Origin of the sequence: Pseudoalteromonas sp. XMcav1-K (genome assembly GCF_044005875.1) — a bacterium.
Classification (GTDB): Bacteria; Pseudomonadota; Gammaproteobacteria; order Enterobacterales; family Alteromonadaceae; genus Pseudoalteromonas; species Pseudoalteromonas spongiae.
This window is the reverse complement of sequence record NZ_JBIPJE010000025.1, coordinates 36,276-57,639: the sequence shown is the minus strand read 5'-3', so window position 1 is coordinate 57,639 and position 21,364 is coordinate 36,276. Positions and strand designations below refer to the sequence as shown.

The 21,364-nt window shown below is 41.8% G+C and carries 23 protein-coding genes; 8 read left to right on the top strand and 15 right to left on the bottom strand.

Annotation, left to right across the window (positions count from 1 at the left end):
• Window positions 1–40 precede the first annotated feature (40 nt).
• The 14 genes from ACHSBP_RS03155 to ACHSBP_RS03090 form a co-directional block, all read right to left on the bottom strand.
• Window positions 41–460, bottom strand: coding sequence for a F0F1 ATP synthase subunit epsilon (locus ACHSBP_RS03155; protein WP_010561336.1), 420 nt, complete (start codon window positions 458–460; stop codon window positions 41–43).
• 13 nt (window positions 461–473) lie between these two features.
• Window positions 474–1,859 carry a F0F1 ATP synthase subunit beta gene (atpD, locus tag ACHSBP_RS03150; RefSeq protein WP_010561335.1) on the bottom strand — a complete coding sequence of 462 codons (1,386 nt, stop codon included), beginning with the start codon at window positions 1,857–1,859 and terminating at the stop codon, window positions 474–476.
• A gap of 30 nt (window positions 1,860–1,889) precedes the next feature.
• Entirely contained in the window at window positions 1,890–2,750 is an 861-nt protein-coding gene (gene atpG / locus ACHSBP_RS03145) for a F0F1 ATP synthase subunit gamma (protein WP_010561334.1), read from the bottom strand.
• 44 nt (window positions 2,751–2,794) lie between these two features.
• Window positions 2,795–4,336, bottom strand: a complete 1,542-nt coding sequence (gene atpA / locus ACHSBP_RS03140) for a F0F1 ATP synthase subunit alpha (protein ID WP_010561333.1) — start codon at window positions 4,334–4,336, stop codon at window positions 2,795–2,797.
• A 14-nt stretch (window positions 4,337–4,350) separates the two neighbouring features.
• Window positions 4,351–4,884 carry a F0F1 ATP synthase subunit delta gene (gene atpH / locus ACHSBP_RS03135; protein WP_010561332.1) on the bottom strand — a complete coding sequence of 178 codons (534 nt, stop codon included), beginning with the start codon at window positions 4,882–4,884 and terminating at the stop codon, window positions 4,351–4,353.
• A 15-nt stretch (window positions 4,885–4,899) separates the two neighbouring features.
• On the bottom strand, window positions 4,900–5,370 hold the full coding sequence (gene atpF / locus ACHSBP_RS03130; protein ID WP_010561331.1) for a F0F1 ATP synthase subunit B: 471 nt from the start codon (window positions 5,368–5,370) through the stop codon (window positions 4,900–4,902).
• Window positions 5,371–5,414: 44 nt separating this feature from the next.
• A complete protein-coding gene (gene atpE, locus ACHSBP_RS03125) occupies window positions 5,415–5,648 on the bottom strand; it encodes a F0F1 ATP synthase subunit C (protein ID WP_010561330.1) in 234 nt (77 codons plus the stop codon).
• Between the two features lie 49 nt (window positions 5,649–5,697).
• Window positions 5,698–6,552 carry a F0F1 ATP synthase subunit A gene (gene atpB / locus ACHSBP_RS03120; RefSeq protein WP_010561329.1) on the bottom strand — a complete coding sequence of 285 codons (855 nt, stop codon included), beginning with the start codon at window positions 6,550–6,552 and terminating at the stop codon, window positions 5,698–5,700.
• Between the two features lie 15 nt (window positions 6,553–6,567).
• Window positions 6,568–6,945 carry an ATP synthase subunit I gene (locus tag ACHSBP_RS03115; protein ID WP_010561328.1) on the bottom strand — a complete coding sequence of 126 codons (378 nt, stop codon included), beginning with the start codon at window positions 6,943–6,945 and terminating at the stop codon, window positions 6,568–6,570.
• A 218-nt stretch (window positions 6,946–7,163) separates the two neighbouring features.
• The gene (locus ACHSBP_RS03110; RefSeq protein ID WP_010561327.1) at window positions 7,164–8,072 is read right to left on the bottom strand and encodes a ParB/RepB/Spo0J family partition protein; all 909 of its coding nucleotides are present in this window, start codon (window positions 8,070–8,072) and stop codon (window positions 7,164–7,166) included.
• A gap of 16 nt (window positions 8,073–8,088) precedes the next feature.
• Complete coding sequence (locus tag ACHSBP_RS03105) at window positions 8,089–8,874, bottom strand: ParA family protein (RefSeq protein WP_010561326.1); 786 nt, start codon at window positions 8,872–8,874, stop codon at window positions 8,089–8,091.
• A 16-nt stretch (window positions 8,875–8,890) separates the two neighbouring features.
• A complete protein-coding gene (gene rsmG, locus ACHSBP_RS03100; protein WP_010561325.1) occupies window positions 8,891–9,511 on the bottom strand; it encodes a 16S rRNA (guanine(527)-N(7))-methyltransferase RsmG in 621 nt (206 codons plus the stop codon).
• A gap of 30 nt (window positions 9,512–9,541) precedes the next feature.
• Complete coding sequence (gene mnmG, locus ACHSBP_RS03095; protein ID WP_010561324.1) at window positions 9,542–11,431, bottom strand: tRNA uridine-5-carboxymethylaminomethyl(34) synthesis enzyme MnmG; 1,890 nt, start codon at window positions 11,429–11,431, stop codon at window positions 9,542–9,544.
• Between the two features lie 428 nt (window positions 11,432–11,859).
• Window positions 11,860–12,294, bottom strand: a complete 435-nt coding sequence (locus ACHSBP_RS03090) for a flavodoxin domain-containing protein (RefSeq protein WP_395388127.1) — start codon at window positions 12,292–12,294, stop codon at window positions 11,860–11,862.
• A gap of 449 nt (window positions 12,295–12,743) precedes the next feature.
• Here ACHSBP_RS03090 and ACHSBP_RS03085 point away from each other — a divergent pair, with 449 nt between their 5' ends.
• The 8 genes from ACHSBP_RS03085 (at window position 12,744) to ACHSBP_RS03050 (ending at window position 19,888) form a co-directional block, all read left to right on the top strand.
• A complete protein-coding gene (locus ACHSBP_RS03085) occupies window positions 12,744–13,001 on the top strand; it encodes a hypothetical protein (protein ID WP_010561322.1) in 258 nt (85 codons plus the stop codon).
• A gap of 3 nt (window positions 13,002–13,004) precedes the next feature.
• The gene (locus tag ACHSBP_RS03080; RefSeq protein WP_010561321.1) at window positions 13,005–13,895 is read left to right on the top strand and encodes an AraC family transcriptional regulator; all 891 of its coding nucleotides are present in this window, start codon (window positions 13,005–13,007) and stop codon (window positions 13,893–13,895) included.
• A gap of 97 nt (window positions 13,896–13,992) precedes the next feature.
• Window positions 13,993–14,949: a Fe2+-enterobactin ABC transporter substrate-binding protein gene (gene fepB / locus ACHSBP_RS03075; RefSeq protein WP_010561320.1), complete on the top strand. Its 957-nt coding sequence runs from the start codon at window positions 13,993–13,995 to the stop codon at window positions 14,947–14,949.
• 13 nt (window positions 14,950–14,962) lie between these two features.
• The gene (locus ACHSBP_RS03070; protein WP_395388126.1) at window positions 14,963–15,955 is read left to right on the top strand and encodes a FecCD family ABC transporter permease; all 993 of its coding nucleotides are present in this window, start codon (window positions 14,963–14,965) and stop codon (window positions 15,953–15,955) included.
• Window positions 15,952–16,992, top strand: a complete 1,041-nt coding sequence (locus ACHSBP_RS03065) for an iron chelate uptake ABC transporter family permease subunit (RefSeq protein ID WP_010561318.1) — start codon at window positions 15,952–15,954, stop codon at window positions 16,990–16,992. The genes ACHSBP_RS03070 and ACHSBP_RS03065 overlap by 4 nt, the downstream gene beginning before the upstream one ends.
• Before the next feature lie 20 nt (window positions 16,993–17,012).
• Window positions 17,013–17,843, top strand: a complete 831-nt coding sequence (locus tag ACHSBP_RS03060) for an ABC transporter ATP-binding protein (protein WP_010561317.1) — start codon at window positions 17,013–17,015, stop codon at window positions 17,841–17,843.
• Window positions 17,836–19,140, top strand: coding sequence for an NtaA/DmoA family FMN-dependent monooxygenase (locus ACHSBP_RS03055; protein WP_010561316.1), 1,305 nt, complete (start codon window positions 17,836–17,838; stop codon window positions 19,138–19,140). The genes ACHSBP_RS03060 and ACHSBP_RS03055 overlap by 8 nt, the downstream gene beginning before the upstream one ends.
• 13 nt (window positions 19,141–19,153) lie before the next feature.
• On the top strand, window positions 19,154–19,888 hold the full coding sequence (locus ACHSBP_RS03050) for a siderophore-interacting protein (RefSeq protein ID WP_010561315.1): 735 nt from the start codon (window positions 19,154–19,156) through the stop codon (window positions 19,886–19,888).
• Between the two features lie 50 nt (window positions 19,889–19,938).
• Here ACHSBP_RS03050 and mnmE read toward each other — a convergent pair whose 3' ends face one another.
• Window positions 19,939–21,303: a tRNA uridine-5-carboxymethylaminomethyl(34) synthesis GTPase MnmE gene (gene mnmE / locus ACHSBP_RS03045; RefSeq protein WP_010561314.1), complete on the bottom strand. Its 1,365-nt coding sequence runs from the start codon at window positions 21,301–21,303 to the stop codon at window positions 19,939–19,941.
• Between the last annotated feature and the right edge of the window lie 61 nt (window positions 21,304–21,364).

Sequence of the window (21,364 nt, the reverse complement as noted above, 5' to 3'; positions counted from 1 at the left end):
CCAATTGGCGGGTTTTTTACTAAACCATGTAAGGTTTTGGTTACTTCTTGCGCATAGACTGAAGTACTTTGATTTGTGCAATCGCTTTTGAAAGCTCAATTGCAGCTTCAGCATAGTTGAAGTCTGCAGCAGATGCGTTCGCCATGTGCTCTTCAGCTTGACGCTTCGCTTCTAATGCAGTTGCTTCATCTAGGTCTTCTGCACGTGTTGCAACATCAGCAAGAACGGTTACAGTGCCTGGTTGTACTTCTAATGTACCACCCGCGATGTAAATCATTTCTTCTTCGCCGTGTTGCTTAACAAAGTTAACCATACCAGGTTTTAGGGGTGTTAGTAGTGGTGCGTGGCCATGTAAAATACCTAGCTCACCTTCACTACCTGTTACTTGAAGTGATTCAACGCGACCAGAGAAAATTGTCTCTTCTGCGCTTACTACGTCAAGATGTATAGTCATTGCCATAACAGCCCCCTAATTACATGTCTTTGGCTTTTTCGATCGCTTCGTCGATTGAACCAACCATGTAGAACGCTTGCTCTGGAAGATCGTCATAGTCACCAGCTAGGATGCCTTTGAAGCCCTCAAGAGTATCTTTCAGTGATACGTATTTACCAGGTGCACCTGTGAATACCTCAGCTACGAAGAATGGCTGAGATAGGAAACGCTGGATCTTACGAGCACGTGATACAACTTGCTTATCTTCATCAGATAGCTCGTCCATACCTAGGATTGCGATGATGTCTTTAAGTTCTTTATAACGCTGAAGAACTGTTTGAACACCACGTGCAACGTCATAGTGCTCTTGACCGATTACTAATGGGTCAAGCTGACGAGATGATGAATCAAGTGGATCGATCGCTGGGTAAATACCTAGTGACGCGATATCACGAGAAAGTACAACTGTCGCATCTAAGTGAGCGAACGTAGTCGCTGGTGATGGATCCGTTAAGTCATCCGCAGGTACATATACTGCTTGGATAGACGTGATTGAACCAGTCTTAGTTGATGCGATACGCTCCTGAAGTACACCCATTTCTTCAGCTAGTGTAGGCTGGTAACCTACCGCTGATGGCATACGACCTAGAAGTGCTGATACTTCTGTACCCGCTAGTGTATAACGGTAAATGTTATCAACGAAGAAAAGTACGTCACGACCTTCGTCACGGAACTTCTCAGCCATTGTAAGACCAGTAAGTGCAACACGTAGACGGTTACCTGGTGGCTCGTTCATCTGACCGTAAACAAGCGATACTTTATCAAGTACGTTTGATTCGTTCATTTCATGGTAGAAGTCATTACCCTCACGAGTACGCTCACCAACACCTGCGAATACTGAGTAACCGCTGTGCTCGATTGCGATGTTACGGATAAGTTCCATCATGTTTACTGTTTTACCAACACCCGCACCACCGAATAGACCAACTTTACCACCTTTAGCGAATGGACATACAAGGTCGATTACCTTGATACCAGTCTCTAAAAGCTCAACTGAGCTGCTCTGATCTTCGTAGCTTGGAGCTTCACGGTGGATAGAGTAACGCTCTTCTTCACCGATTGGACCCGCTTCATCAATTGGGTCACCAAGTACGTTCATGATACGACCTAGTGTCGCTGTACCAACTGGAACCTTGATAGGCTCGCCAGTTGTGTCTACTTCAGTACCACGACGTAAACCGTCAGTAGTACCTAGTGCGATACCACGTACCACACCGCCGCCAAGCTGCTGTTGAACTTCTAAAGTCAAACCAGCAAGCTCACCGCTTGTTACTTTTAGTGCGTCATATACGGCTGGCACGTTGTCTTGTGGAAACTCGATGTCCACAACGGCGCCGATAATTTGGACGACCTTACCTAAACTCATGTCTATTCCTCTCGTTAACTTTGCCAACCGTTAAACGGCTGCTGAACCTGACACGATTTCACTAATTTCTTGTGTAATCGCGGCTTGTCGTGCTTTGTTGTATACCAGTTGTAACTCATCAATTAAGTCACCTGCGTTGTCTGTTGCAGCTTTCATCGCAACCATACGTGCAGCTTGTTCAGATGCAGCGTTTTCAACAACACTCTGATATACCTGAGACTCGATAAAGCGTTTAATAAGAGTTTCTAAAATTGCCTCTGGGTTTGGCTCATATAAGTAATCCCAAGAGTGGCTAGAAACTTCTTCGTCAGCTTTAGGCAAAGGTAATAACTGATCGATCACTGGCTCTTGTTTCATCGTGTTTACAAAGTTGTTGTAAACAACAAACAAGCGGTCAATTTTTCCTTCTGAGTATGCATCAAGCATCACTTTTACAGGACCAATTACGTCCTGAATTGAAGGAGCATCACCAAGCCCTGCTCTGCTTGCTAATAACTCACCGCCAAAACGCTGGAAAAAGCCTGCTGCTTTGCTACCTAGGGCAGCAAATTCAGCGTCAACGCCTTTTTCTTTCCACGCTTTAACGTCTAGTGCAACTTTCTTAAACTCGTTTGAGTTTAAGCCGCCACATAGACCGCGGTCAGTAGAAACAATAATGTAACCAACTTTCTTTACATCACGTTCTTCTAAAAACGGGTGTTTAAAGTCTAAGTTAGCCTGAGCAACACGACCGATCACTTTGCGTATATTTTCAGCGTATGGGCGGCTTGATGCCACGCGATCTTGTGCCTTCTTCATTTTAGAAGCGGCAACCATCTCCATTGCGCTGGTGATCTTCTGAGTATTTTTAATACTCCCGATCTGTGATTTTATCTCTTTTCCGCCGGCCATGACTTATCTCCGAATCAGTGGTGACCGAAGTCACCATTAATAACTTACCAAGTTTGTGTAGATTTACACTTTTCTAAAAGCTCTTTAAGTTGAGCTTCGATCTCGGCGTTGTAGTTACCCGTTTCGTTGATTTCAGTCATAAGCGCTGAATATTCACTGTTAGCGAAAGAGATTAACGCAGCTTCGAAATCAAGTACTTTGTTGATTTCGATGTCTTTTAGATAACCTTTTTCAGCAGCGAATAATGACAGAGACATTTCAGCAACAGACATTGGAGCGTACTGCTTTTGCTTCATTAGCTCAGTAACACGCTCACCATGCTCTAATTGAGCACGAGTTGCATCGTCAAGGTCTGACGCAAACTGTGAGAACGCTGCTAGTTCACGATACTGTGCTAGCGCTAGACGGATACCACCACCTAGTTTCTTAACGATCTTAGTTTGTGCTGCACCACCTACACGAGATACCGAGATACCAGCGTTAACCGCTGGACGGATACCTGCGTTGAATAGGTCAGTTTCTAGGAAGATCTGACCATCCGTGATTGAGATAACGTTTGTAGGTACGAACGCAGATACGTCACCACCTTGAGTCTCAATGATTGGAAGTGCAGTTAATGAACCTGTCTTACCTTTCACTTCACCGTTAGTGTACTTCTCAACATAATCAGCGTTTACACGTGATGCACGCTCTAGAAGACGTGAGTGAAGGTAGAATACGTCACCAGGGTATGCTTCACGGCCTGGTGGACGCTTAAGTAGTAGTGAGATCTGACGGTAAGCAACAGCTTGCTTAGACAGGTCATCATATACGATTAATGCATCTTCACCGCGGTCGCGGAAGTATTCACCCATAGTACAACCAGCAAATGGCGCTAGGAATTGTAGCGCAGCTGATTCAGAAGCAGATGCAACAACAACGATAGTGTTTTCAAGTGCACCGTGCTCTTCTAACTTACGTACTACGTTAGCAATTGTAGATGCTTTTTGACCAACCGCTACGTACACACACTTAACGCCTGTGTCTTTTTGGTTGATGATCGCATCGATTGCTAGTGCAGTTTTACCAGTCTGACGGTCACCGATTACTAGCTCACGCTGACCACGACCTACTGGAATCATCGCATCGATAGACTTATAACCAGTTTGTACTGGCTCGTCTACTGATTGACGCTCGATTACACCTGGTGCAATCTTTTCTACAGGTTCGAAACCTGCAGCTTCAACAGCGCCTTTACCATCAATTGGCTCACCTAGTGTGTTTACAACACGACCAAGTAGTTTAGGGCCAACTGGTACTTCAAGGATACGACCTGTTGCTTGTACTTTTACGCCTTCTTTAAGGTCTGCGTATGGACCCATTACTACTGCACCTACTGAGTCGCGCTCAAGGTTTAGTGCGATAGCATAACGGTTGCCTGGAAGCTCGATCATCTCACCTTGCATACAGTCAGCTAGACCGTGAATGCGGATGATACCGTCAGTAACAGATACAATCGTACCTTCGTTACGTGCTTCACTTACAACTTCGAACTGCTCAATACGTTTTTTGATTAGTTCTGAAATTTCAGTGGAATTAAGTTGCATGCTCTTCTTCCCAATTACGATTGTAGTGTTGTTGAAAGACGATTTAGCTTGCCGCGTACTGTTCCATCAATCACAGTATCGCCAGCTTTAATCACTAGACCGCCCATAGTGTTAGCATCAACACTACAATTCAGCTTAACTTTGCGTGCGAAGCGTTTTTCCAATGCTGCGCTAAGAGTAGCTTTCTGCTCTGCAGAAAGCTCAGTTGCAGAAACCACATCAACGTCGATTTCTTTGTCATATTCTGATTTAAACTCAGCATATAACTTAGCAACAGCAGGAATAGCGGCTAAACGCTCATTTTCGGCCATTAGCTTGATAAGATTCTGACCCAGTTCGTTGATCTGCTCAGCACCAAGTTTGATGATTACATCAGCTTGCTCTTTTGCAGATGGGATGCTTGAAAGTAGGGCTTTAACCTGCTCATCGCTAGCTAATGCGCCAGCGAAGAACAACATTTCATTCCAACTTTCTACAGCACCTTTTTCAACCGCTAGGTCAAAAGCCGCTTTCGCGTATGGGCGAGCGATGGTAGTCAATTCAGACATGCTCATACCCTCCTATTAAAGCTGCGCAACAAGTTTTTCAACGATGTCGCTATGTGCCGCTTCATTGATCTCGCGCTCTAAAATTTTCTCTGCGCCAACAACTGCTAGAGTAGCAACTTGTTTACGTAGTTCTTCTTTAGCACGGTTACGCTCAGCTTCTACTTCTGAGTGACCTTGAGCAATGATAGCTTGACGCTCCTCTTGACCACGAGATGTCTCGTCATCAACGATTTGTGTCGCACGCTTTTTAGCTTGTTCAATAATGTCAGCTGCTTGCGCTTTCGCTTCTTTAAGCTGGTCAGCTGCTTTCTGCTGAGCAAGCTCTAAGTCTTTTTCAGCTCTGTCTGTAGCAGCTAAACCTTCTTCAATTTTTTTCTGGCGAGCTTCAATTGCGCCGTTTAGCGGTGGCCATACATATTTCATACAGAAAAGTACGAAAACCGTAAACGCAATTAATTCACCAATTAGAGTGGCAGTTAAGTTCACGACCGCTCCTCCTTAAATAGTTTGCTGTTCAACGATTAATAAAATTAAAGTACGAACAACAATACCATTGCGATACCTACACCGATCATTGCTACCGCATCGATAAGACCAGCTAGGATGAACATTTTAACTTGTAGTGAAGGCGCTAGTTCAGGCTGACGAGCACATGCTTCTAGGAATTTACCACCCATGTTACCGAAGCCGATTGCAGTACCGATAGCACCGAAACCGATAAGTAGAGCCACAGCGATGTACTTAAGACCAATCATTAGTTCCATTTTTATCTCCAAAATGTAAATTAAAAGTTAAATTAAAAAAGTGTATAAATTAGTGGTTGTCTGAGCTTGCCATGCTTAGGTAAACAATCGTCAGCATCATAAATACGAATGCTTGAAGAACGATAACTAAGATATGGAAAACTGCCCAAATAAAGTGTAATGGTAACTGCATTAAGCCAACTGCACCGATTAGGATGAAGATAAGCTCACCTGCATACAGGTTACCGAACAAACGCAGTGCTAGTGAAAACGGCTTAGCAATTAGTGCGATTGTTTCTAATAAAAGGTTACACGGGATTAAGAACAACATACCGATCTTGTTCTTAGTGCTGAAAGGGTGAAGCGTAAGTTCAGCGATGAAACCTTTGATGCCTTTAATTTTAATTGAGTAGCCAATCATCAGGAAGAATACGCCTAATGCTAATGCAGCAGTCATATTAATATCTGTGGTTGGTACTATCTTCATGTAGACATCATGTGAATCCATACCAAATGCCGTTTCGCCAACAAAGCCAGCAAATGCAGGTAAGAAGTCAACAGGAATTAAGTCCATTAGGTTCATTAAGAAAACCCAAACAAAGATGGTCAATGCAAGTGGTGCAATTAACGCGCTCTTACCATGGTAAGTGTCACGTACGTTGTCACCAACAAACTCAACAATCATTTCAATGAAACATTGAAATTTACCCGGTACACCGGTAGTTGCTTTGTTTGCTGCACTACGGAAGATCCATAAAAATAAGATCCCTAATCCGATAGACCAAGCAAGGGTATCGATATGCCACGTCCAGAAACCACTGTCAGCACATGCTTTGTTGAAGGCAAGACCAGCATCGGTCGAACACATCTTAGCATTTGTTAAGTGGTGCTGAATGTGACTCGATAGAGTTACTTCTTCAGCCATGTTTTATCCCAAAAGTTAATGAAAAAAAATCGGTGCAAACCAGCTCACAATCATCACCAACACATAAACCGAGAAAAATGGTAACAACACCACTGTTGACGACTTAAGTACCAATGCGAATAGCAAAATGGTTAATAAATACTTTAATCCAGCTCCTCGTTTAATCGAGGAATATACTTGTTGTACTTGTCTGGCCCCTGCAAAGCGAAACGCATAAAGGGTATATACAAAATTGGGAAGCAACGCGACAAATCCGCCAATTAACGCCGATTTACCCGCTAACACTCCCCAACCAAGCCAAACTACTAACGCACTCACAAGTGCTACTACGCCCTGCAAATAAATAAACTTCAGTGCTTTGGTTCGTAAAGGTTTTGCTAAAGAATTTGCCACAAAAATAATCAACCTTCACGATACACAATGAAACAGGGTACAAAAAACTGGCAAAATTATACTTATTTTTGCCAGATTTGCAACTTGAAAGCCGTTTATTTATAGGCTTTTGGAAGGTGCATAAACAGGCTTTAAACCGTGATTTTTATGCAAAATTTAAGGTATTTTTAGACTATTAGTTAATATTAATGAAATGTATATCGAAAATTAATATAACGTTAATTAATTTTCTCTAAAATACCGTCAAGTTCATCAAGAGAGGTATACGAAATAACCAGTTTACCTTTTCCTTTCTGATTGTAGTTAATTTCAACTTTAGCCCCTAAGTTTTGAGCAAGCTGCTGTTCTAACTGCAATACATCTGGATCTTTTTCTTTTGGTTGCGCTTCAGACTTTGGTTCAAGTACTGAACGCACTAGTTTTTCTGTTTCACGCACAGTAAGTGCTTTTGCGACTACGATACGCGCAGTGGCCGACTGGTCTTCACCGTCAAGTGCTAATAAACAGCGGGCATGACCCATTTCAATGTCGCCGTGCTCGAGTAAACGTTTAACATCTTCATTGAGATTATTTAAACGCAGCAAATTAGTCACGGTTGTACGTGATTTACCAACAGCATCAGCAACTTGTTGATGTGTCAGCTCAAATTCGTTCAATAAACGGTCAAGAGCAACCGCTTCTTCCATCGCATTTAAGTCTTCACGTTGAATATTTTCAATTAATGCAATGGCAACAGCCGCTTCGTCAGGCACTTCTTTGATTAAGCAAGGAACAACTTCCAATTTAGCAAGTTGTGCCGCACGCCAGCGACGTTCACCGGCGATAATTTCGTAGCTATTATGTGCAATTGGACGCACCACAATTGGTTGAATCACCCCTTGTGCGCGGATTGAAGAGGCCAGTTCTTCGAGCGCCTCTTCTGACATGTCTTTACGCGGTTGATATTTTCCTGGATGTAAGAATTCAATCGGGAGTTTTTGTAGCTCACTTGGCGGCGTCGCTTTCGCAGATTCATTTACACCGTCAGTTTGCACGACTGATTGACCTTGAACATCTTGCGCTTTTGGTTTTGCAGATGTTAACAGGGCATCCAAGCCGCGCCCTAAACCACGTTTTTTAGGAGACATTCATATTCCTCAGAAATTAAGCAACGGCCTGACTTTTTTTCTCTTTACGACGCAGCATTTCTCCGGCTAATGCAAGATATGCTTTAGCACCACTTGATGCGCGATCGTAGTACATTGCCGGTGCACCAAAACTTGGCGCTTCAGCTAAGCGTACATTACGAGGGATTACCGTGCGGTATACTTTTTCACCAAAATGTTGTTTTAATTGGTCAGACACGTCATTTGCTAGACGATTACGCGGATCGTACATGGTTCGCAAGATGCCTTCAATTTCTAATTTTGGATTTACTAGTTTAGCAAGCTGCGTAATGGTATCCATCAGCGCAGTTAAACCTTCTAATGCAAAATACTCGCATTGCATCGGCACAAGTACCGAGTCTGCTGCGGCCATTGCATTTACCGTTAACATGTTTAGCGAAGGAGGGCAGTCAATAAAGATAAACTCGTACTGGTCGGCTATTTTTTCAAGCGCGTTGCGCAAGCGAATTTCTCGCGCATACATCTCCATTAGCTTCACTTCAGCAGCAGTTACGTCGCCGTTTGCTGCGATTAAGTGATATTCGCCAGAGGTTTCTTTAATAACAACTTCATCGAAAGGCTTTTCTTCAACAAGCAGATCGTAAGTAGTGGCAATTTCATCGTATTTGTCGACGCCGCTACCCATAGTCGCATTACCTTGTGGATCGAGGTCGATTAACAGCACTTTACGCTTAGTAGCAGCCATTGACGCTGCTAAATTTACCGCAGTGGTGGTTTTGCCAACCCCACCTTTTTGGTTTGCAATTGCAATGATTCTAGCCACGGTGTCCCCTAACAAATTAGTTCTTTTTTAGAATTATTAAATGCCTTTCGGCATCCAGCTCAGGCACTGTTAATACTACTTTATCTTGGTATTCAATCGAGGCCGGTAATTGGTCAATTTCTTGTTCAGGAAATTGCCCTTTTAGCGCAATAAAACGACCAGAGTGATCCACTAAGTGCTGACACCAGTCTACCATATCTTGCAAAGATGCAAAGGCACGACTTAAAACGCCATCAAATGGTTGTTCTGGTTGATATTCTTCAACGCGAGATTGCACCGGAGTGATATTTTTAAGCTTTAAATTTAGCTTAACTTGATTTAAAAAACGAATGCGTTTGCCAAGGCTATCTAATAACACAAATTGTTTATCAGGATGAGCAATTGCTAATACCACACCCGGTAAGCCAGGGCCCGTACCAACATCAATATAGTGATTGCCGTCTAAATGCGGTGCCACAACCAGTGAATCAAGAATGTGTTTAACCACCATTTCTTGTGGATCACGAACAGAAGTTAAGTTGTAAGCTTTATTCCACTTATCAAGCATCTCAACATAACTAACCAATTGCTGTTTTTGCGTTTCAGATAATGAAATGGATGTTTTTGCCAATAAGGCATCTAATTTATTGCGAATCACGTAATGAACCCAGAAAGCAGCAAATCAGCACTAAGCTGATTTGCGTAATAAACCTTGTTTTTTTAAGTACACTAATAATAGCGAAATTGCCGCAGGTGTTATACCTGAAATTCGCGATGCTTGGCCGATAGTGGTTGGTCGTACATCAGTTAACTTGGCAACAACCTCATTTGATAAACCCGATACCTTGCTGTAATCAAAATCAGCTGGCAATAAGGTATTCTCATGGCGCAATTGCTTATCAATTTCGTCTTGCTGACGTGCAATATAACCTGCGTACTTAATTTGAATCTCAACTTGTTCGTGAGCTTGTGCATTATTCGTTTCAGGTGCTAAGCCATCAATCGCAACCAGATCGTTGTAATTTACTTCAGGGCGCTTAACCAGATCAGCAAGACTTGCTTCACGCGTTAATGGCATTTTTAGTAAGGCATTAACATTTTCAAGTGCTGGGTGATCTTTATGGATCCACGTATCTTTTAAGCGTTGAGACTCAAGCTCCATCACTTCGATCTTTTCGTTGAATGCCTGCCAACGAGCATCGTCAACTAAGCCAAGTTCACGGCCTTTCGCTGTTAAACGTAGATCGGCATTATCTTCACGTAATAATAAACGGTATTCAGCACGGCTTGTGAACATGCGGTACGGTTCTTTTGTACCAAGCGTTGCTAAGTCATCAATCAGTACACCTGTGTATGCTTCGTCACGGCGTGGTGTCCAAGCATCTTTGCCTTGTACTTGTAACGCAGCATTCATACCTGCAATTAAGCCCTGAGCACCAGCTTCTTCATAACCAGTAGTACCGTTAATTTGGCCAGCAAAGAATAAGCCGTTGATAAACTTAGTTTCTAAAGACTGCTTTAAATCACGTGGATCGAAGAAATCATATTCAATTGCATAACCTGGGCGGCAAATATGGGCATTTTCAAAGCCTTTAATCGATCTTACGATCTGCATTTGCACATCAAACGGTAAACTTGTCGAAATACCATTTGGATATAATTCGTGTGTAGTAAGGCCTTCAGGCTCAACAAAGATCTGGTGCTTGTCTTTGTCTGCAAAACGCATGATCTTATCTTCAATCGATGGGCAATAACGTGGGCCGATGCCTTCAATTACACCAGCATACATTGGTGAACGATCAAGGTTATTGCGAATAACGTCATGCGTTTTTTCATTAGTGTAAGTGATATAGCACGGGATCTGCGTTGGGTGATCCGATTGTTTACCCATAAATGAGAATACAGGTGTTGGCGTATCACCAGGTTGAGGCTGCATTACCGAAAAATCAACAGTACGTGCATCAATACGTGGCGGCGTACCTGTTTTTAAACGATCAACACGGAATGGCAATTCACGTAAGCGTTTAGCAAGGGCAATAGAAGGTGGATCACCAGCACGACCACCGCTAAAGTTTTCCATACCAATGTGAATTGTACCACCTAAGAAAGTGCCAACAGTTAAAACCACGCTTGGCGCTTCAAATTTAAGCCCCATTTGTGTCACAACACCTTTTACGGTATCGCCATCAACGATGAGATCATCACACGATTGTTGGAAAATGGTGAGGTTTTCTTGGTTTTGCAAGGTTTGCTGAATCGCTTCTTTGTAAAGCTTTCTATCAGCTTGTGCTCGTGTAGCACGTACCGCTGGGCCTTTAGAAGAATTAAGCGTTCTAAATTGAATGCCACCTTTATCGATCGCTTGTGCCATAGCGCCACCAAGTGCATCGATTTCTTTAACCAAATGGCCTTTACCGATCCCACCGATCGCAGGATTACATGACATTTGACCTAAAGTATCAATATTATGAGTCAACAGTAATGTTTTCATTCCCATGCGTGAAGAAGCAAGTGCTGCTTCTGTACCAGCATGTCCACCACCAACAACAATAACGTCAAATTGTTCATGAAATAGCATGTAAAGGATCCTGCGTAATATCCGAGTTAGATTTTGAAAGGATGCGTATTCTACCTAGAAATTCTAAGAAGTGAAACGATTAAATAATGAACACGATCTAAAGAACTGATCTAATATAAAATAAATGATCTTTAGAAAGATCTTGTTATTTCTATTATATAGTAGCCCTGTTTCTGTTGATAACTCTAACTAAAACTTTACTTTCAGTAAGTTAAGTTAGATCAATTGGTGTTGATATGATCGGATCAAGTACTTTAAAAGCGCTGATCAACTTACCTAGTTATCAACATCTCGATTAAGTGAAAATTCTATCCAATGCATAATCATCTATAAATACAAGGTTAGATCAAGGGTTATCCACATTTCGATCTAAATATATTAAAAATTGTGAATAACCTTTTTATATGATCAATAGTCTAGTGCAGTGATTATAACTTGGCTAACAACTGCGGAAGCCAAGCCAGTGCAATATCTTCAGGCAATTCTTCCGATTGGGCGTCAACTTCTAAGCGATCAACAAGCTTTACAGCGCCTTTACTAGCAAGGTGTTGATCTAGGTCTTTTGCTGCCTGATTAAACTGATCATAGCTAGAATCGCCTAAACCTATCACCGCATATGTTAGATGTGTAAGTTGTTCTACTTCAGCTAAATCAGACGCAAAGCTTTGAATGTTATCTGGTAACTCACCTGCACCATGAGTTGAAGTGCATATTAACCAAGCATTATCTTTGACCTCTGAAAGCACAGGATGCTCGTGCACAGTGGCATGAATGTCATGTTCTACTAACGCCTCTTTGATCTGTTCAGCGACATATTCCGCTGAACCCATTTGGCTACCAACAATAATGCTTAGATTTTTCATGATGAGTTGATCAGGTATTTTTCTCGATCTTAAGGTATAAATAGCTTAGTTAAAAGATCTTATTCACAGTGGATATAAATAGTTTGTTTGTTTAATCAGCGTATTTTATTTAGGTTGTTGTTATTTAATGTTTTTTATTATTTAGAATGTTTTGATAAATTTGCGATCAATCTGTGTAAAACTCGTTGTTAACCTCTTTATTACTCCTTAGCAAAGGCTATATAAATTCATTTAGCATTGATTAAAACATCAAGTTTAATCACGTTGTGGATAGATCTATTCAATGCGGCGCGAGATCGGCTTTTTTATTAGATCTAACTAATTGGTTTTAAGATCCAAATATTCTAAAAAATGTCGGTCTTTTAGCATGGCAAAACGGAGTTTGATCTGTTTTTTCGATCGCTTTGTGACAAAATGGCAATATGTAATATCTATATTGGTGATATGTAGTGATTGATTTTTATCGGATCAAAGAAGGTGAGTTTGTTCGTTTGGTTGAAACTGGCTCTATGACAGATTTTATAGCGCAAGAATCAAACCTAGAGGCGAATAAGTATCACTTATTTGCGATTAATACGCAAACAGGAAAGGGCTATACCATTCGTCAAGCGAGGGTAGATGAGCTCAGATCATGGCGTTTAGATCGCCTTGCATTATTATTAAAAAAGCTAGGTCAAAGTAATTTTCAAGTACGGAATAATAAGTAAAGTATGGGTCATTTTAAATCCAGCGCAGCAAAGCCATTGGTTATGAGGCCTTATGAAAACTATAACTTACGGCCTGGTTTAAGTTTTCATTTTGGTGCACAACATGAGCAACATGATTGCACCTGGTTTGCATCACTTGATGCTGGATTGCGATTGTTTATTGTATTAGAAGGGCGTTTGTCGCTACATTTTGGTTCTCATCATCTAGAACTTGATAATCGAGATAACGCTAAAGTGTGTGCTGCGGCTGTTTATCTAAATCAAGCAGATCAATTTACACGGAATTCTCATTTAAACTGTTACACCAAGCGTATAACTATTGGTTTTAGTGCCGCATGGCTTGATCATTCAGGGTTGGCATTAAACGACTATTTACCGCATTTAGCTCATTGTCATTGGCCGTTATCCGATCATGCTATTGCCATAGTGAATCAAATGATCGACCCACCAGCGATTAGCGCGGATCTAACGGGGCTTTATTTAGAAAGTCGCGCTATTGAGCTGCTATTAGAAGGCTTATCTTACTTGAAGCGTAATAATCATAATGAAGCGATGCATCGTACTCTTTCAAGTGATAGCTACCTTAAAATGCAACAAGTAAAGCGCTGGGTATTTGAAAACTTAGCAACACCACTTACTAACGATCTTATCGCAGCGCAATTTCATTTATCTAAAACAACCTTGCAAAGACATTTTAAGTTAGCCTTTGGCGTTACAATTTCAGACTTTGTTGTGCAGGCTAAACTCGAAATGGCCTATGAAATGCTTAAAAATGGGCAAGGAAATGTGAGTAAAGCCTCAGAAGTTGCGGGTTATTCAACACCTAATAGCTTTTCAACAGCGTTTAAACGTTATTTTGGTGTTTCACCTAAATCGGTTAAAAAGAAAGTATAAGTTGGCACACTTACGAATGTTTTTGCCATTTAAAAGAATGTTGTAAGCAGAATTATTTGTAAAAATATGAGAATAATTATCATTTAAAATAAATGCTATGTTTCTCAGTCGTTGTGTAAGTTTATTCCGTTATCTTTTTATTGGTTCTCTAGTCTTTGGTCAATTTTGTAATATTGTATTTGCAACTGAATTTCCTCGCTATTTTGTTAATGCGGATGGCTCAACAACTGAGATAGTTGCAAAGCCAAAACGTATTTTATCCACTTCGGTTACTGTTACCGGCACTTTATTAGCGATGGATGCACCAGTGATTGCGAGTGCTCAAACTGCAACGGCCAATTTCTTTGCGCAATGGCAAAACGTTGCTCAAGCAAAGAAAGTAGCGCCACTTTGGCCCGCAGGACAAGTTGACTTAGAAGCAGCATTTTTACAGCAACCCGATTTAATTATTGTATCCGTAAATGGCGCTGACTCAGCGCTCGCTCATATTGATGAACTTAAAATGATTGCGCCAGTAATAACGGTAGATTATGGCGTGCTTACTTGGCAACAATTGGCGCAGCAATTAGCACAAGGGTTAGGGGTAGAATCTCAAACTGATGCTGTAATACAGCAGTTTGAACGTGTATTAACTCAAGCAAAAAATGAAATAACGATCCCATCAGGACTGGTCAATATCATTAGCTACAATGGGCCGGGTATTACCAATCCCATTGCGACGGTAAAAAGTGCACACGGTCAGCTTTTAGCATCTCTTGGTTTTAAACTGGAAGAGCCTAATGCAGATTGGCACTCAGGAACAAAAGCCACAGGTGATTTTGTTCGCGCAGAGTATGAAAAATTGAGTCAATTAAAGGGCGATACCACCTTTTTACTACGAGTCGATTCTTCCGCGGTATCACGGGTATTGAATGATCCTGTATTACAAAACCTCAATTCAATCAAAAACAAACAAGTATATGCATTAGGTGCGAACTCTTTTCGCATCGACTATTACAGTGCACTTGAAGTTATACACCAAATTAAACGCGACTTTGCGACTAAACCTCTCTGATAAATAAACGGTTATGAAAATTAAGTTATCAGTTGTTTGGCTGATGTTTGCCTTGTTGCTTGTTGTAATCAGCTTATGTGTTGGCAATCAGACCGTTACGATCGCAAATATGGTGAATACCTTGTTAGCCTTTGATGCATCAAATACCGATCATTTATTGGTTTTCCACTTGCGTATTCCACGCACTTTTCTGGCATTAACGGTAGGGGCAGGACTTGCGGTTGCCGGATTATTCATTCAGGTACTTACGCGTAATCCATTAGCAGAACCTGGATTACTAAGCATAAATGCTGGTGCCAGTTTAGCGGTTGCACTGGTTATTGCGGTGTTACAAAGTCACTCAATTTTTATTCGTTACATTGCGGCAATGCTAGGTGCAGGCGTTGCGTCATACCTAGTGTATATATTTGCCATCAGGCAGCAAACTAATGGCGATAAACTTAAATTGATTCTGGCTGGTGTAGCACTCACAGCGATGTTTTTTTCAGTAACACAAATCATCACCGTTAATAGCGATTTGTCTGTGTTTGATCAGTATCGTCATTGGATCGTTGGTTCGTTAGCTGGGCGTGGTTACAGCACCTTAGTACTTACTTTAATACTCACGTTAGTCTGTTTAGTAATTGCTTTTCGCATTGCAAAAGACATTGATATGTTGATGTTGGGAAATGAAACAGCGGTTGCCAATGGTGTTGACGTTAAACAAACCGTGTTAGCGACTTTTGCAGTGATTGTATTACTTAGCGGCTCTGCAACGGTAGCCGCGGGGCCCTTGTCGTTTATTGGTTTATGTGCGCCTCATATAGCGCGATATTTTGTCGGCAACAATATTAATAAATTGCTTTTGGTAACAATAATACTGGGGGCATTGTTAACGTTGCTCGCCGATATTCTTGGACGTGTGCTTGTTTATCCTGCTGAAGTAAGCGTGGGTATTATGTTATCGCTAATTGGCGGCCCATTCTTCGTTTTATTGGTGCGCAATCGCACTTTGGCCAAGCTATGACTGCGATTAATAAAGAGTTTACTTTTACGTTAGCAAACATGTCTTGGTTAATTGTGCCACGCGATTGGCTATTGTGTTTTGGTTTAATCGTTTTGTTATGTTGCGCCATGCTACTGCATTTGATGCAAGGTAAAATGACACTTGATTTTGCAACTCTTTTGCAGGTGTTGTTGAATCAATCTAATTCTCCCTTTGTTGAGAAAATAGTGTTCGATATTCGCTTACCCCGCGCTTTAACGGCATGTTTCGCCGGCGGCGCACTCGCTATTTCGGGCGCTATTTTTCAATCGTTATCAAAAAATCCACTGGGTTCACCAGATATTATTGGGTTCACCACTGGGGCAGCGACTGGCGCGATTACTCATTTTGTTTTCTTTGAACATAACTTACTTGGTATTGCTTTGTTTTCTGTTTTGGGTGGGTTGAGCGTTGCGTTATTGGTTTTTCTATTGGCAAAAAAAGATCATGGTTTTGATCGCAATCAGTTGGTGTTAATTGGTATTGGCGTTGGTGCAACCTTAAGCGCAATAAATGGTTTGTTATTGGTTAAAGGGAATTTAGACAATACCGCTCATGCAAATATTTGGTTAGCTGGCTCACTCTCTGCACGTACTTGGTTTCACGCTTTAATGCCGATGTTCGCGGTGTTTATATTACTTCCGATTGCGGTGTATTTTTCCCGTGCAGCAAGCTTGATTGAAATGGGCATGCAAACCGCTCATTGTTTGGGTGTAAACGTACGTGTTACCAATAACTGTTTATTGCTGATCGCGATTATTTTAGCTGCTCTCGCGACTGGCTCTGTCGGGCCAATTGCATTTATTGCCTTAGCTTCTGCTCATATTGCAAAACGTCTGTTGCTTGCTAAACGCACACTACCCATTTTTACCAGTGCACTGATTGGTGCTTTGTTACTTGTGTTATCCGATTTAATTGGCTTATTGCTAGCGGATTTTTATGTTTTACCTGTTGGTCGGGTTGTTGGTGTATTTGGTGGGGTGTACTTACTAATGTTGCTAACGCGCAAACAGCATTAATTAAGAGAAGTGTTAGCGAGATGATCGATTTTAACTTAGCAGATAAATTTGTAGCGGCTAACTTGTCGTTTAACTACGGCAATACACCTATTATTAAAAACTTAAATATCACCATTCCCGCCAGCAAAGTTACTATGATTGTTGGCCCAAATGGGTGTGGTAAGTCGACATTACTTAACTTACTGGCAAATGTAACCACACCGCATAACGGCATGGTGATTTTTGAAGAAGAAAACTTGGCGCAATTGAAGCCTAAAACACGGGCGAAGCGACTTGCTTTTTTACCACAAAACCCGCATTCGCCGTCGGGTATAACAATTAAAGAACTTGTATCCCGGGGGCGTTATGCCTATCAAAACTGGTTTCAGAACAACAGTGAGCAAGACCAATTAGCTATTACTCATGCGCTGCGGCAAACCGATTTACTCGATATTGCTGATAAACAGCTCAATAGCGTTTCTGGTGGTCAGCGCCAACGTGCATGGATTGCAATGGTATTAGCGCAATCTGCGGCGACTATTTTGATGGATGAGCCTACCTCTTTTCTTGATATTTCACATCAGCTAGATGTGTTAGCGCTGTGCCAAACCCTTAATCATATGCATAAGCATACAATAGTAATGGTGCTGCACGATTTAAATCAGGCTGCACGCTTTGCTGATCATTTAATTGTGATGAAAGCCGGAAAAATAGTTGTAACTGGGTCGCCAATAGACGTTATTACAAGCGAGCTGTTGCAAGACGTATTCGGCATTAAAGCTCATGTGCATTTTGATGAAACTACACAATCCCCTTTGATCGTGCCGTTACACAGTACATCAAAACTTAGTATGGAGTTGGGAAATGACTAATAAATCAATGATCATCGGGCTGTCATTGGCGCCTACTTGGGTTTCTGGTTCAAGTTGGCGGCAATCCGATTCACAAATCGAAGCCTTTTACGATATCGACTATTACATTGATTTAGCAAAGCGTGCAGAAGCACTCAAACTCGATTTTGTGTTTCGACCAGATTCGTTATTTGTTGATTATGCTGAGCTAGAAAACTCACCGGGATTTAGTGGCCTTGATCCGACGTTATTATTAACCGCGGTTGCGACTCATACGCAGCGCATTGGTCTGATAACGACCGCTTCCACTACATTTAATCAGCCATTTCATGTTGCTCGTCAACTACAGTCTTTAAATTGGATCAGCAAAGGGCGCATCGCGTGGAATATTGTTACTGCATTGGATGGTCAGCAAAACTTTGGTCTTGAGGTGATGCCACCAGCAGACGAAAAGTATACACAAGCGGCAGAATTCACAGAGATTGTAAAATCATTATGGCAAAGCTTTCCCAATCATTCACTGTGTTTCAATCGTGATACAGGCCAGTACGCGAACAGTACGCAAATTCAGCCGATAAACCACAATGGTAATTACTTTAAGGTGGCGGGACCGCTTTCAATACCTGCATTTAAAGATGAAACCTTGCCTATTGTACAAGCGGGCGCATCGGATACAGGTAAAGAATTTGCTGCAACAGTGGCTCATGCCATATTCGCCGCAACACCAAATAAACAAGTCGCTATTTCGCTCAGGAATGAGCTAAGGCAAAGAGCGAACAAGCTTGGACGTGATGAGTCAGATATTCGTGTGCTATCGGGAGTAAGTTTGTTTTTAGCAGAATCTGAGGCTCAGGCTAAACAGCTTTATAGCGAGACACAATCAAGCAAAAGCTTAAGTAAACGTATTGGCTTTATTAAGCAAGCAACAGGAATTGATGTATCGACACTGGCGAGCGATGCCGTGATATGTGCAGCAATGTTACAGCCAGTATCAGTTGCACCTCGCAGTCGCACACATGCACAGTTATTACGTAACAAAATAGAGCAGCAACCGATCACGGTAGATGAACTGCTTAAATCGCCTGAAGTGGCTGCATCATCTCATTGGCAAATTATCGGTACCGTATCACAAGCAGCAGACGAAATAGCGGATTGGTTTAATGATGGCGCGATAGATGGCGTTATTTTATTACCCGGAGGCGCTACCAGTTCGTTAAATTTAGCGCTCGATAAATTGGTACCAGAGCTTATTAATCGAGGTGTCTTTCATAACAGTTATGACAGCGACACTTTTTTATCTCATCTACGGGCAAAATAACTAAGGAGTAGTAATGCAGTTGGAAGACGTTGTTAGTAATGGTGAGCGGGTATTTCTTGATGTGCTTTTTCGCGATGTTTTTGTAGAGGATATTCAGCATATTGGTGAGCAATTTATACGAATTGTATTTAGTGGAGAATCACTAAGTAATTTTGTGTCACCTAATTTTGATGATCATGTAAAGCTTGTTTTTGACGAGATTAACGGTGAAACCATTATGCGAAATTACACGCCGCGTTATTTCTCTCATATTACTAACCGGTTAACCATAGATTTTGAAAAGCATTCTGGCGGTGTTGCAAGTAATTGGGCTTGCAATACAAAGTTGGGGGATAGCTTAATTGTTGCAGGACCCAGATCATCGATTACCACCGATAACAGCTACGCGCATCAAATATTGATAGGTGATAATACAGCACTGCCCGCTATTGCAAGGCGAATAGAAGAGTCCGCTAGCATTGTTAAAACACATGTTTACTTGCTTAATGGCAGCACCGAGTACTTAAACAACCACTTAACTGCAAAAGTTGATGTGTTTAACTTTGATTCAGTACATAAATTAGTAATCGCATTGCAAGCACAGCAAACCATGATGCGAGACGGGCTTGTGTGGGTTGCAGGTGAGGGAAGCATGATTAAAATTGTGCGTAAATGTATTAAGCAAAATGCTCAATTTAATAAGTACGATCAGCGTTTTAGTGTTTATTGGCAAAAAGGTGAAGTGGCAGCTCATCAAGAGCTTAGTTAGAACAATATAAAAGGCCAGCAATTGCTGGCCTTTTAACATTTTGACGCTATTTATTTACCAATACAGAATGAGCTGAAGATTTTGCCAAGCAAATCATCAGAGGTAAATTCGCCGGTGATCTCGTTGAGATATTGTTGGGTTAAACGCAGCTCTTCTGCTAATATTTCACCGGCAATGTGCATTTCTAACTGATCTTTGCCTGTTGCTAGGTGATACGCTGCACTTTCTAATGCATCAAGGTGACGGCGGCGTGCCATAAAGCTGCCTTCAGTAGCGCCTTGGAAACCCATGATTTGTTTAAGGTGTGATTTAACCAGTTCAACGCCTTCGCCACTGTTAGCGCTCACGCTCAGTACAGGTGTGTTAGCAGAGTCATCAATTTTGATGTTTTCACCTGATAGATCGGCTTTATTTCGAATAACGCTGATGCCCATACCTTGTGGTAATTTCTCAGCAAATTCAGGCCAAATTTTTGCAGGATCGGTTTCGTTTGTTTCGGTGCTATCAACCATAAACAATACGCGATCGGCTTGATTAATTTCTTGCCAAGCGCGCTCAATACCAATTTGTTCAACTACATCTGGGCTTTCACGCAGACCTGCGGTGTCGATAATATGCAATGGCATACCGTCAATATCGATGTGTTCACGTAGTACGTCACGGGTAGTACCGGCAATATCTGTAACAATGGCTGCTTCACGGCCAGCAAGGGCATTAAGCAGGCTTGATTTCCCCGCGTTAGGGCGGCCAGCAATTACTACGCGCATACCTTCACGCATAATCGCACCTTGTTTGGCTTGTGCGGTTACGTTATCAAGTTGTTCAATAATCGCATTTAAATCGTTCGCGACTTTACCGTCAGATAAAAAGTCGATTTCTTCATCGGGGAAATCAATGGCAGCTTCAACATACATACGCAGGTGAATAACTTGTTCTACTAGCGTGTCGATATGTTTAGAAAATTGACCTTGCAGCGAGTGTAGGGCACTTTTAGCTGCTTGCTCTGAGTTTGCATTAATTAAATCAGCAATCGCCTCAGCTTGGGTTAAATCCATCTTGTCGTTTAAAAATGCACGCTCACTAAATTCACCGGGTTTAGCTAAACGCACACCGTCAATTTGCGTGATTTCGCGCAGCAGCATATCAATAATTACTGGGCCACCATGACCTTGAAGCTCAAGTACGTCTTCACCAGTAAAAGAATTAGGACCTTTAAAGTACAGCGCAATACCTTGATCGAGTTGTTCGCCTTGCAAGGTATTAAATGATAGATAATCGGCATAGCGCGGTTTTGGGCATTTGCCTAAGACTTTTTCAGCAACTTGTTGTGATAGTTTGCCAGAAACGCGAATAATGCCTACACCGCCTTTGCCGGGCGCCGTTGCTTGAGCAACGATGGTATCTTGATTGAACATAGAGATGAATTGATAGCTTTAGTTACTTATATTGTAACTGGCACGCATAAAAAAGGCGACA

What these genes read in the sequence shown, in the direction of transcription:
- ACHSBP_RS03070 (WP_395388126.1), top strand. Translation starts at nt 14,963, where the DNA reads ATGAAAATTAAGTTATCAGTTGTTTGGCTGATGTTTGCCTTGTTGCTT.
- ACHSBP_RS03110 (WP_010561327.1), bottom strand. Translation starts at nt 8,072, where the DNA reads ATGTCTCCTAAAAAACGTGGTTTAGGGCGCGGCTTGGATGCCCTGTTA.
- ACHSBP_RS03050 (WP_010561315.1), top strand. Translation starts at nt 19,154, where the DNA reads ATGCAGTTGGAAGACGTTGTTAGTAATGGTGAGCGGGTATTTCTTGAT.
- atpG (WP_010561334.1), bottom strand. Translation starts at nt 2,750, where the DNA reads ATGGCCGGCGGAAAAGAGATAAAATCACAGATCGGGAGTATTAAAAAT.
- ACHSBP_RS03060 (WP_010561317.1), top strand. Translation starts at nt 17,013, where the DNA reads ATGATCGATTTTAACTTAGCAGATAAATTTGTAGCGGCTAACTTGTCG.
- ACHSBP_RS03065 (WP_010561318.1), top strand. Translation starts at nt 15,952, where the DNA reads ATGACTGCGATTAATAAAGAGTTTACTTTTACGTTAGCAAACATGTCT.
- ACHSBP_RS03055 (WP_010561316.1), top strand. Translation starts at nt 17,836, where the DNA reads ATGACTAATAAATCAATGATCATCGGGCTGTCATTGGCGCCTACTTGG.
- atpD (WP_010561335.1), bottom strand. Translation starts at nt 1,859, where the DNA reads ATGAGTTTAGGTAAGGTCGTCCAAATTATCGGCGCCGTTGTGGACATC.
- atpA (WP_010561333.1), bottom strand. Translation starts at nt 4,336, where the DNA reads ATGCAACTTAATTCCACTGAAATTTCAGAACTAATCAAAAAACGTATT.
- mnmE (WP_010561314.1), bottom strand. Translation starts at nt 21,303, where the DNA reads ATGTTCAATCAAGATACCATCGTTGCTCAAGCAACGGCGCCCGGCAAA.
- ACHSBP_RS03090 (WP_395388127.1), bottom strand. Translation starts at nt 12,294, where the DNA reads ATGAAAAATCTAAGCATTATTGTTGGTAGCCAAATGGGTTCAGCGGAA.
- atpH (WP_010561332.1), bottom strand. Translation starts at nt 4,884, where the DNA reads ATGTCTGAATTGACTACCATCGCTCGCCCATACGCGAAAGCGGCTTTT.
- atpE (WP_010561330.1), bottom strand. Translation starts at nt 5,648, where the DNA reads ATGGAACTAATGATTGGTCTTAAGTACATCGCTGTGGCTCTACTTATC.
- ACHSBP_RS03080 (WP_010561321.1), top strand. Translation starts at nt 13,005, where the DNA reads ATGGGTCATTTTAAATCCAGCGCAGCAAAGCCATTGGTTATGAGGCCT.
- fepB (WP_010561320.1), top strand. Translation starts at nt 13,993, where the DNA reads ATGTTTCTCAGTCGTTGTGTAAGTTTATTCCGTTATCTTTTTATTGGT.
- atpB (WP_010561329.1), bottom strand. Translation starts at nt 6,552, where the DNA reads ATGGCTGAAGAAGTAACTCTATCGAGTCACATTCAGCACCACTTAACA.
- ACHSBP_RS03155 (WP_010561336.1), bottom strand. Translation starts at nt 460, where the DNA reads ATGGCAATGACTATACATCTTGACGTAGTAAGCGCAGAAGAGACAATT.
- mnmG (WP_010561324.1), bottom strand. Translation starts at nt 11,431, where the DNA reads ATGCTATTTCATGAACAATTTGACGTTATTGTTGTTGGTGGTGGACAT.